The organism is Mizugakiibacter sediminis, from assembly GCF_000953855.2.
GTDB classification, from domain to species: domain Bacteria; phylum Pseudomonadota; class Gammaproteobacteria; order Xanthomonadales; family Rhodanobacteraceae; genus Mizugakiibacter; species Mizugakiibacter sediminis.
The window spans coordinates 1-17,210 of sequence record NZ_DF970255.1; the positions used below are offsets into that span (position 1 = coordinate 1).

Sequence of the window (17,210 nt, forward strand, 5' to 3'; positions counted from 1 at the left end):
GTTCGCCCCGGGTGAACAACCTACTGAGAGATCACAGCTAGGCCGGCGTGCCGACATCCAGGAGGAACCGCTGCTTGGCCTTGCCGCGCGCGCCGATGCGCCGGTAGAAGGCGATCGCATCGGCGTTGTCGGCCGGCGTCTGCCACTGGATCTCGGCGCAGCCCTGCGCGGCGGCGAAGCGGCGCAGTTCCTCGATGAACCGCCGGCCCAGGCCGGCGCGGCGGTACGCGGGGCGGAGATACAGGCAGTCCATGTGCACGAAGCGGCGCGCGTCCCAGGTAGCGTAGTCGAGCGTGGCGGTCATGTAGCCGGCGAGTTCGCTGTCGCCTTCGACCACCCAGCCGTGCAGCGCGGGCGCCGCGCCGAACAGTGCGGCCGGCAGCGCCTGCCGCTGGCCGTGCTCGACGTAGGTCGCGCCCTCGAACGCCGCATGCTCGCGGCACAACTGCAGCAGTGCCTCGAGGTCGGCGGGCTGGACGCGGCGGATCCGCACGTCAGCCCTGCCCTGCCGCCGCGCGTAGCGGCGCCTGGCCCGCATCCTCGCCGTGGGCGAAGGCGAAACCTTCGTCGGCCCAGCCGGTGATGCCGCCGATCATCTCCTTGACCGCGTAGCCGAGTCGCGCGAGGCGCACCGCCGCCTTGTTGGCGCCGTTGCAGTGCGGGCCGGCGCAATAGACGACGAACAGCGTGTCCTTGGGGAAGCGGCTCATGGTGGAGGCGATCATCTTGCCGTGCGGGATGTTGATCGCGCCGGGCACGTGCGCCTTCGCGTACAGGTCGGGGCTGCGCACGTCGACCAGGGTGAAATCGATGGGGCCGGATTCCAGGCTGGCGTGCACGTCCCAGCAGTCGGTCTCGAAGCCGAGGCGGTTCTCGAAGTGGCGCAGCGCGGCGTCGGACGCGGCGGCGGGAATCTGGGCGACCAGGCTTGCCATGGCGATCTCCTCGGGTGGGCGGGAATGGCGGCATTGTGGTCGTGCGCGCCGTCGCGCTACAGTGGCGGTAACGACAAACTTCGGTGGATTCTCGCCAAGCGTGGACAAGCCCTGCCGCGTCGTCGCGCTCGTGCCGGAGCGCGCCTGCCTGTTCGAACTGGGCATCGCCGCCGAGCTGTTCGGCCTGCCGCGCCCGGAGCTGGGCGTGGACTGGTACCGGTTCGAGGTGGCCACCGCGAGCCGCGCCCCCAGCCGCGGCGTCGGCGCGCTGGCGCTGACCGCCGCGTCGGGCCTCGCCGCCCTGCGCCACGCCGACCTGATCGTGGTGCCCGGCTGGTCGACCGACGCCGCGCCGCCCGCGCCGGCATTGCTGCGCGCCCTGCGCCGCGCGCACGAGCGCGGCGCGCGCTTCATGACGATCTGCTCGGGCGCGTTCCTGCTCGGCCACGCCGGCCTGCTGGACGGCCTGCCGGCCACCACGCACTGGAACTACTGCGCGCGCTTCGCGGAACTGTTTCCGCGCGTGCGGCTGCAGCCGGACGTGCTGTACGTCGACGCCGGCCGCATCCTCACCTCGGCCGGCAGCGCGGCCGGCATCGACGCCGGCCTGTACCTGTTCGCCAAGGACTACGGCGCGGCCGTCGCCAACCGCGTGGCGCAGCGCCTGCTGGTCGCGCCGCACCGCGACGGCGGCCAGCGCCAGTTCATCCCCAGCGCCTATCCGCAGCGTCGCTCCGACCGCTTCGATCGGGTGCTCGCCTGGGCGGAGGCGAACCTCGCGCAACCGATCACGCTGGCCGATCTCGCCGCACGCGCGGCGATGAGCGAGCGCAACTTCCTGCGCCGCTTCCTCGAGGCCACCGGCAGCACGCCGAAGGCCTGGCTGCAGCGCCTGCGCATCGCCCGCGCGCGCGAACTGTACGAGACCACCGCGCTCGACCTCGAAGCGATCAGCGCCGCCTGCGGATTCGCCTCGCCGGAAACCTTCCGCGCGGCATTCCGCCGCGAGGTGGGCGTGTCGCCGGCGGTGTACCGCCGCCGCTTCCGCATGCAGGGCGTCGCCACCGCGGCGCGCCGCCGCGGCATCGCGCACGCCGCGGCGACGCGGCCGGCGCCGCGCGCCCGGACCCCGGCACGGCGCTGAGGACAGCGGCGCCGTCCGCTCAGAACTCCTCGCTGCGCGGCGTCTCCAGCGTTTCCTTGATCGCCGCCTGCAGGCGCGCGTGCACGGCGACCAGGCCGCGCCACAAAAACCAGGTCGCCACCGCGAACACCAGCAGCAGAGCCAGCAGCACCTGACGCGGCGGCAGGATCGCCGAGCCGAGCACGCCGACCAGCAGCGCCAGCGCCAGCAGCGTCGCCAGCGGGATCAGCTTGGCCAGCGCGCGCCGCAGCGGATAGGTGCGCGCGCCGGCGAAGCGCTCGCGGATGCCGAGTTCGGCCAGCAGCAGGCCGAGCGCGTCGGCCTTGCGGTAGGCGGCGACGATCATCGGCAGCGCCAGCAGCGCCGCCAGCGACCACGCCAGCGCGCGCTGCAACCCGGCGCGCGCGTCCAGCGCGTCGAGATGGAGATAGCCGCGCCGGTAGAGAAACGCGACGGCGATGAACACGGCCACCACCAGCATGGCGTTGATGGCGACGTGCCAGAGCAGGCGGCGGATCATCTTCGCCACCGCCGCGCCCTCCTCGTTCAGGCGCAGGCTGTCCAGCCAGGCGGTATAGGCGGCGAACATGCCGCGCGCGCCCGCCGGCATCGCGCGCGCCAGCACGTCCGCCGCCGGCGCCGAGGCGCGGATCAGGTACGGCGTCAGGAAGGTGGTCAGCACCGACACGGCGACGGCGACCGGATAGAGGAAACGGCTGATCACGCCGAGGCCGAGGCCGAGCGTCGCTATCACGAACGAGAACTCGCCGATCTGCGCCATGCCCATGCCGATGCGCAGCGCGGTGCGGCCGTCGTTGCCGGCGACGAAGGCGCCGAAGCCGCAGGCGACCACCTTGCCCAGCAGCACCGCCAGCGTCACCGCCAGGATCGGCAGCGCGTACTGCACCAGCACCTGCGGGTCGATCATCAGGCCGATGGCGACGAAAAAGATCGCGCTGAACATGTCGCGCACCGGCTCGACCAACTGCTCGATGCGCCCCGCGCAGCGCGCCTCGGCGACGATCGCGCCGATCATGAAGGCGCCAAGCGCCACGCTGTAGCCCATGCCGGCGACCAGCAGGCAGAAGCCGAAGCAGACACCCAGCACGGTCACCAGCAGCACGTCGTGGCGGCCGAAGTGCGCGACATAGTCGAGCAGGCGCGGGATCAGCAGCAGGCCCGCCACCAGCGCCACCGCCATGAACAGCGCCAGGCGGCCGATGATCGCCGCGGCATCGCCCGCCGCGACGCCGCCGGTGCTGGCGATGCCGGTCAAGAGCGCCATCATCACCACGGCAACGATGTCCTCCATGATCAGCAGGCCGAACATCTGCTGCGCGAAGCGCTCCTGCTTCAGGCCCAGCTCGTCCAACGCCTTCATGATGATGGTGGTCGACGAGATGGTGATCATCGCGCCGAGGAACACCGCGTCCATGGTGCGCCAGCCGAACAGCCGGCCGATCTCGAAGCCCAGCCACGGCAGCAGCAGCACCTCGACGCAGACCACGACCAGCGCCTTGCCGCCCACCTGGCGCAGTTTCTTCAGGCTGAATTCCAGGCCCAGCGAGAACAGCAGCAGGATCACACCCAATTCGGACAGCGTGCGGATGGTCTGCTCGTCCTGGATCAGCTTGAACGGCGGCGTGTGCGGGCCGATCAGCACGCCGGCGAGGATGTAGCCCAGCACGACCGGCTGGCGCAGGCGCTGGAACAGCACGGTGGTGCAGCCGGCGACCAGCAGGACGACGGCGAGGTCCTGGATGAACTGCAGTTCGTGCATCGGGCCTCCTGCGTCGTGCGTGCCGGAAGCCTAACCCATGGCGCAGGGTGTTGACGGCCCCGGCGCGCGCCCGTATTCTTTCGCGTCTCAGCAGTGGGGCCATAGCTCAGCTGGGAGAGCGCTACAATGGCATTGTAGAGGTCGCCGGTTCGATCCCGGCTGGCTCCACCACTTCACCCCGTCCCCATCGTCTAGAGGCCTAGGACACCACCCTTTCACGGTGGCGACCGGGGTTCGAATCCCCGTGGGGACGCCAGTCCGGTCGAGCCTTCCCGGCGACACCGGCGGGTGCGGAAGCTGGGTTGCCATGCAAACGCGGAGCGGTAGTTCAGCTGGTTAGAATGCTGGCCTGTCACGCCGGAGGTCGCGGGTTCGAGTCCCGTCCGCTCCGCCACCTTGCACCGTCGACGCCCGCCCCGCGCGGGCGTTTTCGTTGGCACCGGCCGCCGGCGTTCAGGCCGCGCGGCGCTCCAGCGTGCCGACCGAATGCCCCTGCTCCGCCAGGTATTCCAGCCAGCGGTTGAGGAAACTGTTCATGCGCATGCGGTGCTGCAGGACGGTGTGCGCGGGCGGGAACGGCCCCAGCACCTGCCACAGCTCGCGTCCGGGGTGGCAATGCATGGCCTCGGCGACGTGCGCGTCCAGGTACATGCGCAGCTGCGCCGAAGGCGACGGGTGGCCGGTCTCGTCGTCGATGAAGCCGTAGCTCAGGCTGAGCTCCAGCGTGTACGGATGCCGCTCGATCACGCGCAGGTGCACCGGCAGGCCGTCGTCGACGTCCGAGACGTAGTCGCCCGCCGCCAACTGCTGCGGCGCGAACAGGCGTACCAGCCGGTGGTAGTTCTCGGCGTACAGCCCCATCAGGAAGCCGAAGCGTCCCGGCAGCAGCGACGAGGCGGCGTGGGCGATCGCGGCGCTCATGGGGCGATCTTAGCATCCGTGCCGCGATCGCCCCGCGACGGCCGCCGGTTCAGAACATGTGCTTCTCGATGCCGAGCTGGACGAGGATCTTGCTGGCGATCTCCTCGATCGAGGTGTGCGTGGTGTTCAGCGACTGGATGTTCTCCCGCCGCATCAGCTTCTCGGCCTGCTCCAGCTCCCAGCGGCACTGTTCCAGCGTGGCGTAGCGGGTGTTCGGGCGGCGCTCGTTGCGGATCTGCATCAGGCGCTGGGCGTCGATGGTCAGGCCGAACAGGCGCTCGCGGAACGGCCGCAGCAGCGCCGGCAGTTCCTGCCGCTGCAGGTCTTCTTCGGTCAGCGGGTAGTTGGCGGCCTTCACGCCGTAGTGCAGCGCCATGTACAGGCAGGTCGGCGTCTTGCCGGAACGCGACACGCCGACCAGCACCACGTCGGCGTCGGCGTAGTTGACGTTGACGCCGTCGTCGTGCGCCAGCGCGTAGTTGGTGGCGTTGATGCGCGATTCGTACTTGGCGAAGTCGACCAGGCCGTGCGCGCGGTTGACCGCGCCGGAGCGCTTGCGTCCCAGCTCCTCCTCCAACGGTCCGATGAACGGCGCGAACACCTCCAGCATCAGCGCGCCGCTGCCGGCGAGGATCTCGTTGAGCGCGCTGTCCATCACCGTGTTGATCACGATCGGCCGCTCGCCGTTCTGCGCCAGCGCGGTCTTGATGCGCAGCGCCGCCGCCTGCGCCTTTTCCGGCGTGTCCACGAACGGGATGCGGTGGGTCTCGAAGGCAAGCCCCTCGAACTGGGCCAGGATCGAATGGCCGATGGTCTCGGCGGTGATGCCGGTGGAATCGGAGACGTAGAAAACCGTCCTGCGCATGAACAGCTCCTCGCGGGGGCGGCCAGTTTAGCCTCGCGCCGGCCCCGCGCGCTTGTTTCGCGGCGCCCGGAAAGGGACAATTTGCCTTCTTTGCGGGGCCCTTTCCCCCCGCTCACCCCGGACTTTGAGGAGATCTCCCTTGAGCGAGCTGGTGCTTTGGCTGGATGGCCTGCGCATGTCCGACCTGGGCAAGGTGGGCGGCAAGAATGCCTCGCTGGGCGAGATGATCGGCAACCTGTCCAAGCTGGGCGTGTCCGTGCCCGGCGGCTTCGCCACCACCGCGGACGCCTATCGCCAGTTCATCGCGCAGAGCGGTCTGGCCGAACGCATCCAGCGGCGCCTGGCCGGGCTCGACGTCGAGGACGTCGCGGCGCTGACCCGCGCCGGCGAGGAGATCCGCGGCTGGGTGGTGGAGACGCCGCTGATCCCCGCGTTCGACCAGGCGGTGCGCGCCGCCTACCGCAAGCTCTGCCACGACGCCGGCGCCGACAACGTCGCCGTCGCCGTGCGCTCCTCGGCCACCGCCGAGGACCTGCCCGACGCCTCCTTCGCCGGCCAGCAGGAAACCTTCCTCAACGTGCAGGGCGAGGACGACGTCGTGCACAAGGTCAAGGAGGTGTTCGCCTCGCTGTACAACGACCGCGCGATCGCCTACCGCGTGCACCACGGCTTCAAGCACGAGGAGGTGTTCCTGTCCGCCGGCGTGCAGCTGATGGTGCGCTCCGACATCGGCGCCTCCGGCGTGCTGTTCACCCTCGACACCGAGTCCGGCTTCCGCGACGTGGTGTTCGTCACCGCCAGCTACGGCCTCGGCGAGATGGTCGTGCAGGGCGCGGTCAACCCCGACGAGTTCTACGTCTACAAGCCGACGCTGCAGGCCGGCAAGCCGGCCATCCTGCGTCGCCAGCTCGGCGCCAAGCAACTGCAGATGGTGTATTCGAGGAAGCCCGGCGAGCGCGTGACCGTCGAGGAGACGCCGGCCGCCGACCGCCACCGCTTCTGCATCAGCGACGACGACGTGCACGAGCTCGCCCGCCAGTCGCTGATCATCGAGCAGCACTACGGCCGGCCGATGGACATCGAGTGGGCGAAGGACGGCCGCACCGGCAAGGTCTACATCGTGCAGGCGCGTCCGGAGACGGTGAAGTCGCGCGCCCGCGCCACGCAGATCGAGCGCTACCAGCTGAAGCAGCGCGGCGAGACGCTGGCCCACGGCCGCGCGATCGGCCAGAAGATCGGCGCCGGCACGGCGCGCGTGGTGCGCTCGCTGGCCGACATGCACAAGGTGCAGCCGGGCGACGTGCTGATCGCCGACATGACCGACCCCGACTGGGAGCCGGTGATGAAGCGTGCCGCGGCGATCGTCACCAACCGCGGCGGCCGCACCTGCCACGCGGCGATCATCGCCCGCGAGCTGGGCGTGCCGGCGGTGGTCGGCACCGGCCACGCGCTGGACACCATCCCGGACGGCATCGAGGTGACGGTGTCCTGCGCCGAGGGCGACACCGGCTACATCTACAAGGGCAGGCTGCCGTTCGACAAGGTCAGCGCCGACCTGGGCGCGATGCCGCCGGCGCCGCTGAAGATCATGATGAACGTCGCCAACCCGGAGCGCGCGTTCGACTTCGCCATGCTGCCCCACGCCGGCGTCGGCCTGGCGCGGCTGGAGATGATCATCGCCAGCCACATCGGCGTGCACCCGCAGGCGCTGCTCGACTACGACAAGCAGGACGCCGACACCCGCCGCCGCATCGACGAGCGCATCGCCGGCTACAGCGACCCGGTCGGCTTCTACGTCGACCGCCTCGCCGAAGGCATCGCCACCATCACCGCCGCGTTCGCGCCGCATCCGGTGATCGTGCGCCTGTCCGACTTCAAGTCGAACGAGTACGCCAACCTGATCGGCGGCCGCCAGTACGAGCCGCACGAAGAGAATCCGATGATCGGCTTCCGCGGCGCCAGCCGCTACGTCGATCCCAGCTTCGAGCCCAGCTTCGCCCTCGAGTGCCGCGCCATGCGCAAGGTGCGCGAGGAGATGGGCCTGACCAACGCCTGGGTGATGATCCCGTTCGTGCGCACGCTGGAGGAAGGCCGCAAGGTGGTCGAGGTGCTGAAGCGCCACGGCCTCGAGCAGGGCAAGGACGGCCTGAAGATCATCATGATGTGCGAGGTGCCGTCGAACGCGCTGCTGGCCGACGAGTTCCTCGACATCTTCGACGGCTTCTCGATCGGCTCGAACGACCTCACCCAGTTGACGCTCGGCCTCGACCGCGACTCCAGCATCGTCGCCCACCTGTTCGACGAGCGCAACGCGGCGGTGAAGAAGCTGCTGGCGATGGCGATCAGCACCGCGCGCGCCAAGGGCAAGTACGTCGGCATCTGCGGCCAGGGCCCGAGCGACCACCCCGACCTCGCCGAGTGGCTGATGGACCAGGGCATCGAGTCGGTGTCGCTCAATCCCGACACCGTGGTCGACACCTGGCTGATGCTGGCCAAGAAGAAGGCCCGCTGAGAGCCGCCGCGCCAACGCCGGCGGCCGGGCCCTACTTCGCCGCCGCCGGCGTCTCCAGGCCCGCCAGCGCGCCCATGTAACCGCGGTAGTAGCGCAGCTCCGCGATGGAGTCGTGGATGTCGGCGAGCGCGGTGTGGGTGGACTCCTTGACGAAGCCCTTCAGCAGGTCGGGCGCCCAGCGGCGCGCCAGCTCCTTGAGCGTGGAGACGTCGAGGTTGCGGTAATGGAAGAACCGCTCCAGCCGCGGCATCTGCCGGTAGAGGAAACGCCGGTCCTGGCAGATCGAGTTGCCGCACATCGGCGACTTGCCCGGCGCGACCCACAGTTCGAGGAACTCCAGCGTGCGCGCCTCCGCCTCGGCGTGGTCGACGGACGACTCCAGCACGCGCCGCCACAGCCCCGACTTGCCGTGCTGATTGCGGTTCCAGTCGTCCATCGCCTCCAGCCGCGCCAGCTCGTGACGCACCGCGAACACCGGGCCCTCGGCCAGCACGTGCAGGTCGCGGTCGGTGACGACGGTGGCGATCTCGAGGATCGAATCGCGGTCGGGATCGAGTCCGGTCATTTCCAGGTCGATCCAGATCAGGTTCTCTTCGGCGTTACCGGCCATGGCATCCCTCCTCGAACCCGGAAAGTCTAACCCAGCCGTGCTTGGAGACGGCCGGCGAAGCCGCTACGCTCGCCGCCGATGGCCACGCCCACTTTCTTCTGGCACGACTACGAAACCACCGGCTCCGACACGCGCCGCGACCGCCCGGCCCAGTTCGCCGGCCTGCGCACCACCCTCGACCTCGAACCGCTCGGCGAGCCGGTGTCGTTCTTCTGCAAGCCTCCGCGCGACGTGCTGCCCAACCCGCAGACGGCGCTGATCACCGGATTCCCGCCGCAGCAGCTCGAACGCGACGGCATGATCGAGGCCGAATTCGCCGCGCGCGTGCAGGAGGCGCTCGGCGAGCCCGGCACCTGCGGCGTCGGCTACAACTCGCTGCGCTTCGACGACGAGATCACCCGCCACCTGCTCTACCGCAACTTCTTCGATCCCTACGAGCGCGAGTGGAAGGACGGCAACTCGCGCTGGGACCTGATCGACCTCGCGCGCATGTGCTATGCGCTGCGCCCGGAAGGCATCGAATGGCCGCGCCGCGACGACGGCACGCCCAGCTTCCGCCTGCAGGATCTCGCCGACGCCAACCGCATCGAGCAGCGCCGCGCGCACGACGCCGTCTGCGACGTGGAGGCGCTGGTCGCGCTGGCGCGGCTGCTGCGCGTGCGCCAGCCGCGGCTGTGGGAGTGGTGTTTCGCGCTGCGCCGCAAGCAGCGCGTGTTCGAACTGCTCGACGTCGCCGGCATGACGCCGCTGCTGCACGTGTCCTCGCGCTACCCGGCCAGCCGCGGCTGCCTCGCGGTGGTCGCGCCGCTGGCGATGCACCCCAGCCAGCCGAACGCCGTGATCGTGGTCGACCTCGACAGCGACCCGGACGGCTGGCTGCACCTCGACGCCGACGAGATCGCCGACCGCGTGTTCACCCCGCGCGCCGACCTGCCGGAAGACGTCGCCCGCGTGCCGCTCAAGCTGGTGCACGCCAACCGTTCGCCGGCGCTGGCGCCGCTGTCGGCGCTGAAGGGCGTCGACACCGCGCGCATCGGCCTCGACCTCGCGCGCTGCCTCGCCCATGGCGAGCGGCTGCGCGCCGCCGACGGCGTCGCCGAGCGCGTGCGCCGCGTGTTCGCGCAGCCGGAAGAACGCGGCGCGGTCGACCCCGAGCTGGCGCTGTACCGCGGCTTCGCCGGCGACGCCGACCGCCGCCTGTGCGCCGAGGTGCGGGCGACGCCGCCGGCGCAGCTCGGCACGCGCCGCTTCGCCTTCCGCGACGCGCGCTACGCCGAGCTGCTGTTCCGCTACCGCGCGCGCAACTGGCCGGAGACGCTGGACGCCGGCGAGCAGGCGCGCTGGGAGGCGTTCCGCGTCGAACGCCTCACCCGCGAGACGCCGCTGACCCCGCTGACGCTGGACGCCTACTTCGCCGAGATCGCGCGCCTGCGCGCCGAGCCGGCGCGCGCGCCGGCCGAGCACGCATTGCTCGACCGGCTCGAGCAATGGGGGCGCGACATCCTCTGACGCCGCTCAAGCCCCCGCGCCCCGACGTCGGTCGGGGAGAGCCGGGACGAGGGGGTGTCTTTCGCGTCGTCGGCCGCATCGTGCGCGCTTCCTCACTGCCGCGCCGTTTTCGCCGGGAGACGGCCAAGCCGCATAATGCCGCGCCGCCCCGGAACGCTTTCACGCCCGATCGCACGCCATGGCCGACACCTATTTCACCGCCGCCACCTTCCGCTTCCTGCGCGACCTCGCCGCCCACAACGACCGCGCCTGGTTCAAGGCGCAGCAGGCGCGCTACGAAGAGCACGTGCGCGAGCCCTACCTGCGGCTGATCGCCGACCTGCAGGCGCCGCTGGCGAAGATCAGCCCGCACTACCGCGCCGATCCGCGCAAGGTCGGCGGCTCGCTGTTCCGCATCCAGCGCGACACGCGCTTCTCCGGCGACAAGCAGCCGTACAAGACCTGGGCCGGCGCGCGCTTCTTCCACGAGCGCCGCCACGAGACGCCGGCGCCGTCGTTCTACCTGCACATCCAGCCGGGCGACTGCTTCGCCGGCGGCGGCATCTGGCATCCGCAGGCGCCGACGCTGAAGCGCATCCGCGACTTCCTCGCCGACAACCCCGCCGCATGGAAGCGCGCGGTGCACGCCAAGGCGTTCCGCGACCGCTTCGAACTGTGGGGCGAGCGCCTGTCGCGGCCGCCGCGCGGCTACGATCCCGCGCACGAATTGGTCGAGGACCTCAAGCTGAAGAACTTCGCCGGCGGCGCCGGCTTTCCCGACAAGCTGGCGACGTCGTCCGAACTGCTGCCGCACGTGATCGACACTTTCAAGCGTCTCGCGCCGATGATCGACTACCTGTGCGCGGCGCTGGACCTCGAATTCTGAGCGCGGGCATGGCGCCGCTGCCCGCACCGCGCCTGGCGGGGTTCTACTTCGCCTACTACGCCGCGCTCGGCGCGTTCCTGCCCTACTGGGGCGTGTACCTCAAGGCGCGCGGCTTCGACGCCGCGGCGATCGGCGTGCTGACCAGCCTGTGGTACGGCACGCGCGTGGCCTCGCCCTCGACCTGGAGCTGGCTGGCCGCGCGCAGCGCACGTCCGATCGTCTGGCTGCGTCTCGGCTGCGCGGCGACGCTGCTGTGCTTCCTGCCGTTCCTGCTGCCGCTCGGCTTCGCCGCCGGCCTGGCGGCGATGGCCGCGTTCTGCTTCTTCTACAACGCGGTGATGCCGCAGTTCGAGGCGATCACGCTCTCGCACCTCGGCGCGCGCGCCGAGCGCTACGGCCGCATCCGCGTCTGGGGTTCGATCGGCTTCGTCGCCGTGGTGCTGCTGTACGGCGCCCTGCTCGACCGCCTGGGCGCCGAGTCGCTGCCCTGGCTGATGCTGCCGCTGTACGCCGCCCTGCTCGCCGCCGCCGCGCTCAACGACTACGGCCCGGCGCACCATGCCCGCGGGGACGGCGAAGCGGCCGGCTTCGCCGCGCGCCTGCGCCGCCCCGAGGTGCTGGCGTTCCTGGCCAGCGCATTGCTGCTGGCGCTGTCGTTCGGGCCCTACTACACGTTCTACTCGATCTACCTCGCATCGCGCGGCTACAGCGCCGCCGCCACCGGCACGCTGTGGGCGGTCGGCGTGCTGGTCGAGATCGCGATGTTCTGGCTCGCCGCGCGGCTGTTCGCGCGCTGGCCCGCGACCGCGGTGCTGAAGGTCGCCCTGGCCTCCGCCGCGCTGCGCTGGCTGCTGGTGGCGTGGTGCCCGCGGCTGCTGCCGGCGATGCTGCTGGCGCAGGCGAGCCACGCGCTGAACTTCGCCGCCGCGTTCGCCGCGTCCATCCAGCTCGTCGCGCGCTTCTTCCCCGGCCGCATGACCGGCCACGGCCAGGGCGTCTACTACGCCGTCGGCGGCGTGGGCGGCATGCTGGGCGCGCTGGGATCGGGCCTGCTGTGGCGCACGCTGGGCGACAGCCGCGTGTTCGAACTGGCCGCCGGCGCCGCCGCGCTGGGCGCGTGGGTGGCATGGCGCTGGCTGCGGCTGGACGCGGCCGATGCCGAAGCCGCGACAGCGGCGGTTTCGAGCCGCGGCGATTGACCGAAGATCAGCAACTTGCGCCGGTGATCTACGGCGGTTTCGAGCACGGGTTCGCGCCGTCCCCGCGCCGCGGACGCACCCCGCGCACTCAGGCCTCGGCGAACGGAAACGCCAGCACGTCGGCGATCGCGTCGCTGCCGACCATGCCCATCAGCAGGCGCTCGACGCCCAGCGCGACGCCGGCGCAGGCCGGCACGCCGTCCAGCGCCGCCAGCAGGCGTTCGTCGACCGGCGGCGTGCGGCGGCCGCGCGCGCGGCGCGTGGCGAGATCGCGCTCGAAGCGCGCGCGCTGCTCGGCGGCGTCGGTCAGCTCGTGGTAGCCGTTGGCCAACTCGTGCCGCCCGAGGTACAGCTCGAAGCGCTCGGCCAGCGGCGGATCGCCGGGGCGGATCCTCGCCAGCGCGCACTGCGTCGCCGGATAGTCGTGGACGACGGTGATGCGGTCGGAGGGAAACGCCGGCTGCAGGCGGTGCGTGATCAGCAAGTCCAGCCAGTCGTCGCGCGTCAGGTCCTCCGGTTCGATGCCGAAGTCCGCCAGCGGCGCGCGCAGCGCTTCCACCGGGGCGGTGTGCGGATCGAGGCCCAGTTCCCGTTCGAACAGCGCGCGGTAGCTCAGCGTCTCCACCGTCGCCGTGCGCCCGACGAGGGCCAGCGCAGCCTGCACCAGCGCCACGGTTTCCTCGGCCAGCCGGCGATGGTTCCAGCCGACGCGGTACCACTCCAGCATGGTGAACTCGGGGTTGTGGCGTCCGCCCGCCTCGCCGTTGCGGAACACGCGCCCCAGCTCGTAGCAGTCGCCGACGCCGCGCGCCAGCAGGCGCTTCAGCGGATACTCCGGCGAGGTGCGCAGCCAGCGCTCGCGCGCGCCGCCGTCGACGTGGCCGTCGAAGGCGGTGACGAAGCTCTCGATGTGCGGATCGGTATTGCCCGCCGCCGACAGCATCGGCGTCTCCACCTCGAGCACGCCGCGCTCGGCGAAGAACGCGCGGATCAGCGCGTACAGGCGCGCACGCAGTTGCAGCGCGCCGACCACATCGGCGCGTTCAACCACCGTGATGCTCCAGAAATGCCAGCAGGCGCGCTTCGTCCCAGATCTCCACGCCCAGTTCCCGCGCCTTGTCGAGCTTGGAGCCGGCGGCCTCGCCGGCGACGACGAAGTGGGTCTTCTTCGACACGCTGCCGGCGACCTTGGCGCCGAGCGCCTCCAGTTTGGCCTTGGCCTCGTCGCGGGTCAGCGCGGACAGCGTGCCGGTGAGCACCGCCGTCTGCCCGGCCAGCGGGCCGCCGGCGTTGTGCTGCGGCGCGCCTTCCTTCCAGGTCACGCCGGCGGCGCGCAGCCTGGCGATGACCTCGAGGTTGTGCCGCTCGCGGAAGAACGCGGCGATGCGCGAGGCGACCACCGGACCGACGTCCGGCACCTCCAGCAGCGCCGCCCCGTCCGCCTGCGCCAGCGCGTCCAGCGCGCCGAAGTGGCGCGCCAGCGTCTTCGCGGTGGCCTCGCCGACGTCGCGGATGCCGAGCGCGAACAGGAAACGCTCCAGCGTGGTCTGCTTGCTGCGCTCGATCGCCGCGACCAGGTTCTCCGCCCACTTGGTGGCGACCTTGCCCTGCCTGGCCGTTTCCGGCACCGTGCCGTCACGCTCGTCGGCGCGGCGCTTCATCTCGAGGAAATCCTCCAGCGTCAGCCGGTACAGGTCGGCGACGGTCTCGACGTAGCCCAGGTCGCAGAGATCCTCGATGTAGCGCTCGCCCAGGCCCTCGATGTCCATCGCGCGGCGCGAGGCGAAGTGGCGGATCGCCTCCTTGCGCTGCGCCGGGCAGAACAATCCGGCCGAGCAGCGCCACGCCGCCTCGCCTTCCTCGCGCACCAGCTCCGAGCCGCATACCGGGCAGCGCTTCGGCATGTGCCAGGGATGCGTGCCGGGCGGACGGCGCTCCGGCACCACGCGCACCACCTCCGGGATCACGTCGCCGGCGCGGCGCACGATCACCGTGTCGCCGACGCGCACGTCGAGGCGTGCCACCTGGTCGGCGTTGTGCAGGGTGGCGTTGGTGACGGTGACGCCCGCCACCTGCACCGCCTTCAGACGCGCCACCGGCGTGATCGCGCCGGTGCGCCCGACCTGCACGTCGATCGCCTCGACCGTGGTCATCTGCTCCTGCGCCGGATACTTGTGCGCCAGCGCCCAGCGCGGCGCGCGCGAGACGAAGCCCAGTTCCTCCTGCCAGTCGTAGCGGTCCAGTTTGTAGACCACGCCGTCGATGTCGTAGGGCAGCGCGTCGCGTCGCGCGCCGACGCGGCGGTAGTAGTCGAGCAGGCCGTCCAGGCCCTTCGCCGTGGCGGCCAGCGGGCTGACCGGAAAGCCCCACTCGCGCAGCAGCGCCAGCGTGGCCGAATGCGTGCGCGGCAGCCGCCCGCCCTCGACCGCGCCCACGCCGTAGGCGAAGAAGGCCAGCGGCCGCGAGGCGGTGATGCGCGGGTCGAGCTGGCGCAACGAACCGGCGGCGCCGTTGCGCGGATTGGCCAGGGTCTTGTCGCCGCGCTTCAGCGCCGCGGCGTTGTAGGCCTCGAACGCGGCCTTCGGCATGTACACCTCGCCGCGCACCTCGAGCACGCGCGGCCAGCCGTCGCCGCGCAGGTGCAGCGGGATCGCCTTGACCGTGCGCAGGTTGGGGGTGACGTCCTCGCCGACGCTGCCGTCGCCGCGCGTCGCGCCCTGCACGAACACGCCGCCCTCGTAGCGCAGGCTGATGGCGAGGCCGTCCAGCTTGGGCTCGACCGAGAACTCCGGCGCCTCGACGCCCAGCGCGGCCTCGATGCGGCGCACGAAGTCGGCGGCCTCCTCGTCGCTGAAAGCGTTGTTCAGCGACAGCATCGGGATGGCGTGGCGCACCTCGGCGAACTCGCCGGACGGGCGCGCGCCGACGCGCTGCGTGGGCGAATCCGGCGTGACCAGCTCGGGATGCTCGGCCTCCAGCGTCTGCAGCTCGCGCAGCAGGCGGTCGTATTCGGGGTCGGAGATCGTCGGGTTGTCGAGGACGTAGTAACGGTAGTTGGCGTCGTCGATCTGCGCGCGCAGGCGCGCGGCGCGCTTGGCGAGCTCGGTGGGCACCTTGGCGTGGCTCATCGCGGGTGGCTCGTGGCCGGACGCGCGCAGTTTAGCCGCTTGTTGCGCCGGCCCGCGCGGCTGCGGGATGCTTGCCGCCACGCACGGAGGAAGCGCCATGGCGAAGAAGAGCTGGACCGCATTCCCCTACCCCGACGCCGCCTACGACTACCGCGGCGACGCCCTGGCCAAGGCCTGGAAGACGCTGCACGCGGGCGACCAGGAACCCTTCCCCGACGCCAGGCACGTCGGCGCGCTGCTGAAGGCCAACCCGAAGCTGGGCAAGGATGCGGCCGCCATCGCGGAGGCGCTGCAGGAAGCCTGGCGCGCCTTCCATCGCGGCGACTTCCAGGACGCCTACGAGCGCGGCGTGGCGCTGAAGGCGCTGGGCGCGTCGGTCGCGGTCAAGGCCGGCGGCATCCACGCCACCTACCTCGTCGACGCCGACAAGGAGAAGATCGCGCGCTTCGAGGCGCTGGCCGCGCTGGCGGCCGAGGCGGTCGACGCGCTGCCCGGCGAGGCCAACAGCCACTACCGCCACGCCTTCGCGCTGGGCCGGCTCAGCCAGACGCTGTCGATCGCCAAGGCGCTGGCGCAGGGCATCGCCGGCAAGGTGCGCGCCTCGCTGGAGGCGGCGCTGGAGCTGGCGCCGAAGCACGCCGAGGCGCACACCGCGATGGGCCTGTACCACGCCGAGATCGTCGCCAAGGTCGGCGGCATGCTGGCCAAGCTCACCTACGGCGCCAACGCCGCCGCCGCCGAAAAGCACCTCAAGGAAGCGCTGAAACTCACGCCGAACGCGCCGATCGCCTGGATCGAATACGGCAACGGCCTGCTGCTGCTGCACGGCGACAAGCGCGAGGACGAAGCCGCCGAGGCCTACGCCAAGGCCGCCAAGCTCAAGCCGCACGACGCCATGGAAGCGCTCGACGCCGCCTACGCGCGCGAACAGCTGGCCTGAGGCCGTACGCGCCGGGCGCGGCGAAAGTCCGTCGAAAGATGCGCGGTCCACGCTGATCCGGCCGGACGGGGTGGTTCCGCCGCCGGCCGTCGGAGGCCGCCCATGCGTCGCACCCTGCTGCTCGCTCCGCTGCTGATCGGCCTGCTCGCCCCTGCACTCGCCGCGGCCGGCGGCCCGTTCGGCATCGACCACCGCGTCGCCTACGACAACAGCGGCATCTGGAAGCGCAGCACACAGAAGGACGTCGAGTACGCGACCGCGCTGACCGTGCTCGGCGGCGCGCTGCTGCTCGGCGACCGGAGCGACACGGGCGACACCTTCTGGCGCGCCGTCGACGCCACCGCCTTCTCCGCCGCCACCGCGCAGGTGATGAAGTGGACGTTCGGCCGCGAGCGTCCCTCGGAAACCGACGATCCGAACCGCTGGTTCAAGGGCAGCGGCCACCAGAGCTTCCCCAGCGGCGAGGTCACCCTGGTGGCGAGCGCGGTGACGCCGTTCGTCGCCCGCTACGGCGCCGAGCATCCCGCCGTGTACGCGCTCGAGCTGCTGCCGCTGTACGACAGCATCGCCCGCGTCAAGGTGCGCGGCCACTGGCAGAGCGACGTGCTGGCCGGCTGGGCGCTCGGCACCGGCTTCGGCATCTGGGCCGCGCGCACCGACCATCCGCTGATCCTGAGCTGGCTGCCGGGCGGCTTCGCCGTCGGCATCGTGCATCGTTTCTGAGGCGGGCCGTCGACCGCCCCGCCGAACCGCGCGCCGCGTCGGCACGGTTCGGCGGCGACGGCGGCGGCTACAATACGCG

At 71.3% G+C, this 17,210-nt stretch carries 15 protein-coding genes and 3 tRNA genes; 10 read left to right on the forward strand and 8 right to left on the reverse strand.

The annotated features are described in order from the left end of the window. Window positions 1-37: 37 nt before the first annotated feature. Together MBSD_RS13535 and MBSD_RS13540 are read right to left on the reverse strand one after the other, a co-directional pair. Window positions 38-493 (reverse strand): GNAT family N-acetyltransferase, encoded by a 456-nt coding sequence (locus MBSD_RS13535; protein WP_201797501.1) that lies wholly within the window; start codon window positions 491-493, stop codon window positions 38-40. 1 nt (window position 494) lies between these two features. Next, window positions 495-935, reverse strand: coding sequence for a rhodanese-like domain-containing protein (locus MBSD_RS13540; RefSeq protein WP_062537833.1), 441 nt, complete (start codon window positions 933-935; stop codon window positions 495-497). A 100-nt stretch (window positions 936-1,035) separates the two neighbouring features. Here MBSD_RS13540 and MBSD_RS13545 point away from each other — a divergent pair, with 100 nt between their 5' ends. Continuing rightward, window positions 1,036-2,079 (forward strand): helix-turn-helix domain-containing protein, encoded by a 1,044-nt coding sequence (locus tag MBSD_RS13545; RefSeq protein ID WP_237071817.1) that lies wholly within the window; start codon window positions 1,036-1,038, stop codon window positions 2,077-2,079. Window positions 2,080-2,098: 19 nt separating this feature from the next. On the opposite strand, the gene MBSD_RS13550 is transcribed toward MBSD_RS13545, so the two are convergent. Then, a complete protein-coding gene (locus tag MBSD_RS13550; RefSeq protein WP_062537834.1) occupies window positions 2,099-3,859 on the reverse strand; it encodes a cation:proton antiporter in 1,761 nt (586 codons plus the stop codon). A gap of 95 nt (window positions 3,860-3,954) precedes the next feature. On the opposite strand from MBSD_RS13550, the gene MBSD_RS13555 reads away from it, so the two are divergent. The 3 genes from MBSD_RS13555 (at window position 3,955) to MBSD_RS13565 (ending at window position 4,253) form a co-directional block, all read left to right on the forward strand. Then, a tRNA-Ala gene (locus tag MBSD_RS13555) sits at window positions 3,955-4,030 on the forward strand. Between the two features lie 9 nt (window positions 4,031-4,039). Beyond that, window positions 4,040-4,115: transfer RNA gene (locus MBSD_RS13560), tRNA-Glu, on the forward strand. Between the two features lie 61 nt (window positions 4,116-4,176). Next, a tRNA-Asp gene (locus tag MBSD_RS13565) sits at window positions 4,177-4,253 on the forward strand. 59 nt (window positions 4,254-4,312) lie between these two features. On the opposite strand, the gene MBSD_RS13570 is transcribed toward MBSD_RS13565, so the two are convergent. Together MBSD_RS13570 and ppsR are read right to left on the reverse strand one after the other, a co-directional pair. Further along, window positions 4,313-4,780, reverse strand: coding sequence for a DUF1249 domain-containing protein (locus tag MBSD_RS13570; RefSeq protein ID WP_062537835.1), 468 nt, complete (start codon window positions 4,778-4,780; stop codon window positions 4,313-4,315). Between the two features lie 49 nt (window positions 4,781-4,829). Next, entirely contained in the window at window positions 4,830-5,645 is an 816-nt protein-coding gene (gene ppsR, locus MBSD_RS13575; RefSeq protein ID WP_062537836.1) for a posphoenolpyruvate synthetase regulatory kinase/phosphorylase PpsR, read from the reverse strand. Between the two features lie 139 nt (window positions 5,646-5,784). Between ppsR and ppsA the strand changes: the two genes are divergently transcribed. Beyond that, window positions 5,785-8,157: a phosphoenolpyruvate synthase gene (ppsA, locus tag MBSD_RS13580; protein ID WP_062537837.1), complete on the forward strand. Its 2,373-nt coding sequence runs from the start codon at window positions 5,785-5,787 to the stop codon at window positions 8,155-8,157. Between the two features lie 31 nt (window positions 8,158-8,188). On the opposite strand, the gene orn is transcribed toward ppsA, so the two are convergent. Next, window positions 8,189-8,767 (reverse strand): oligoribonuclease, encoded by a 579-nt coding sequence (gene orn / locus MBSD_RS13585; RefSeq protein WP_062537838.1) that lies wholly within the window; start codon window positions 8,765-8,767, stop codon window positions 8,189-8,191. 78 nt (window positions 8,768-8,845) lie between these two features. Here orn and sbcB point away from each other — a divergent pair, with 78 nt between their 5' ends. The 3 genes from sbcB (at window position 8,846) to MBSD_RS13600 (ending at window position 12,340) form a co-directional block, all read left to right on the forward strand. Next, window positions 8,846-10,276 carry an exodeoxyribonuclease I gene (gene sbcB, locus MBSD_RS13590; protein WP_062537839.1) on the forward strand — a complete coding sequence of 477 codons (1,431 nt, stop codon included), beginning with the start codon at window positions 8,846-8,848 and terminating at the stop codon, window positions 10,274-10,276. Between the two features lie 178 nt (window positions 10,277-10,454). Then, entirely contained in the window at window positions 10,455-11,141 is a 687-nt protein-coding gene (locus MBSD_RS13595; RefSeq protein WP_062537840.1) for a DUF2461 domain-containing protein, read from the forward strand. 8 nt (window positions 11,142-11,149) lie between these two features. Continuing rightward, a complete protein-coding gene (locus MBSD_RS13600; RefSeq protein ID WP_062537841.1) occupies window positions 11,150-12,340 on the forward strand; it encodes an MFS transporter in 1,191 nt (396 codons plus the stop codon). Between the two features lie 88 nt (window positions 12,341-12,428). On the opposite strand, the gene epmA is transcribed toward MBSD_RS13600, so the two are convergent. Together epmA and ligA are read right to left on the reverse strand one after the other, a co-directional pair. After that, a complete protein-coding gene (epmA, locus tag MBSD_RS13605; protein WP_237071818.1) occupies window positions 12,429-13,391 on the reverse strand; it encodes an EF-P lysine aminoacylase EpmA in 963 nt (320 codons plus the stop codon). Further along, complete coding sequence (ligA, locus tag MBSD_RS13610) at window positions 13,384-15,567, reverse strand: NAD-dependent DNA ligase LigA (protein WP_425478118.1); 2,184 nt, start codon at window positions 15,565-15,567, stop codon at window positions 13,384-13,386. The genes epmA and ligA overlap by 8 nt, the downstream gene beginning before the upstream one ends. Here ligA and MBSD_RS13615 point away from each other — a divergent pair. Together MBSD_RS13615 and MBSD_RS13620 are read left to right on the forward strand one after the other, a co-directional pair. After that, window positions 15,566-16,408 carry a tetratricopeptide repeat protein gene (locus MBSD_RS13615; RefSeq protein WP_062537844.1) on the forward strand — a complete coding sequence of 281 codons (843 nt, stop codon included), beginning with the start codon at window positions 15,566-15,568 and terminating at the stop codon, window positions 16,406-16,408. The genes ligA and MBSD_RS13615 overlap by 2 nt on opposite strands. Window positions 16,409-16,510: 102 nt before the next feature. Then, window positions 16,511-17,131, forward strand: a complete 621-nt coding sequence (locus tag MBSD_RS13620; RefSeq protein ID WP_062537845.1) for a phosphatase PAP2 family protein — start codon at window positions 16,511-16,513, stop codon at window positions 17,129-17,131. Window positions 17,132-17,210 lie beyond the last annotated feature (79 nt).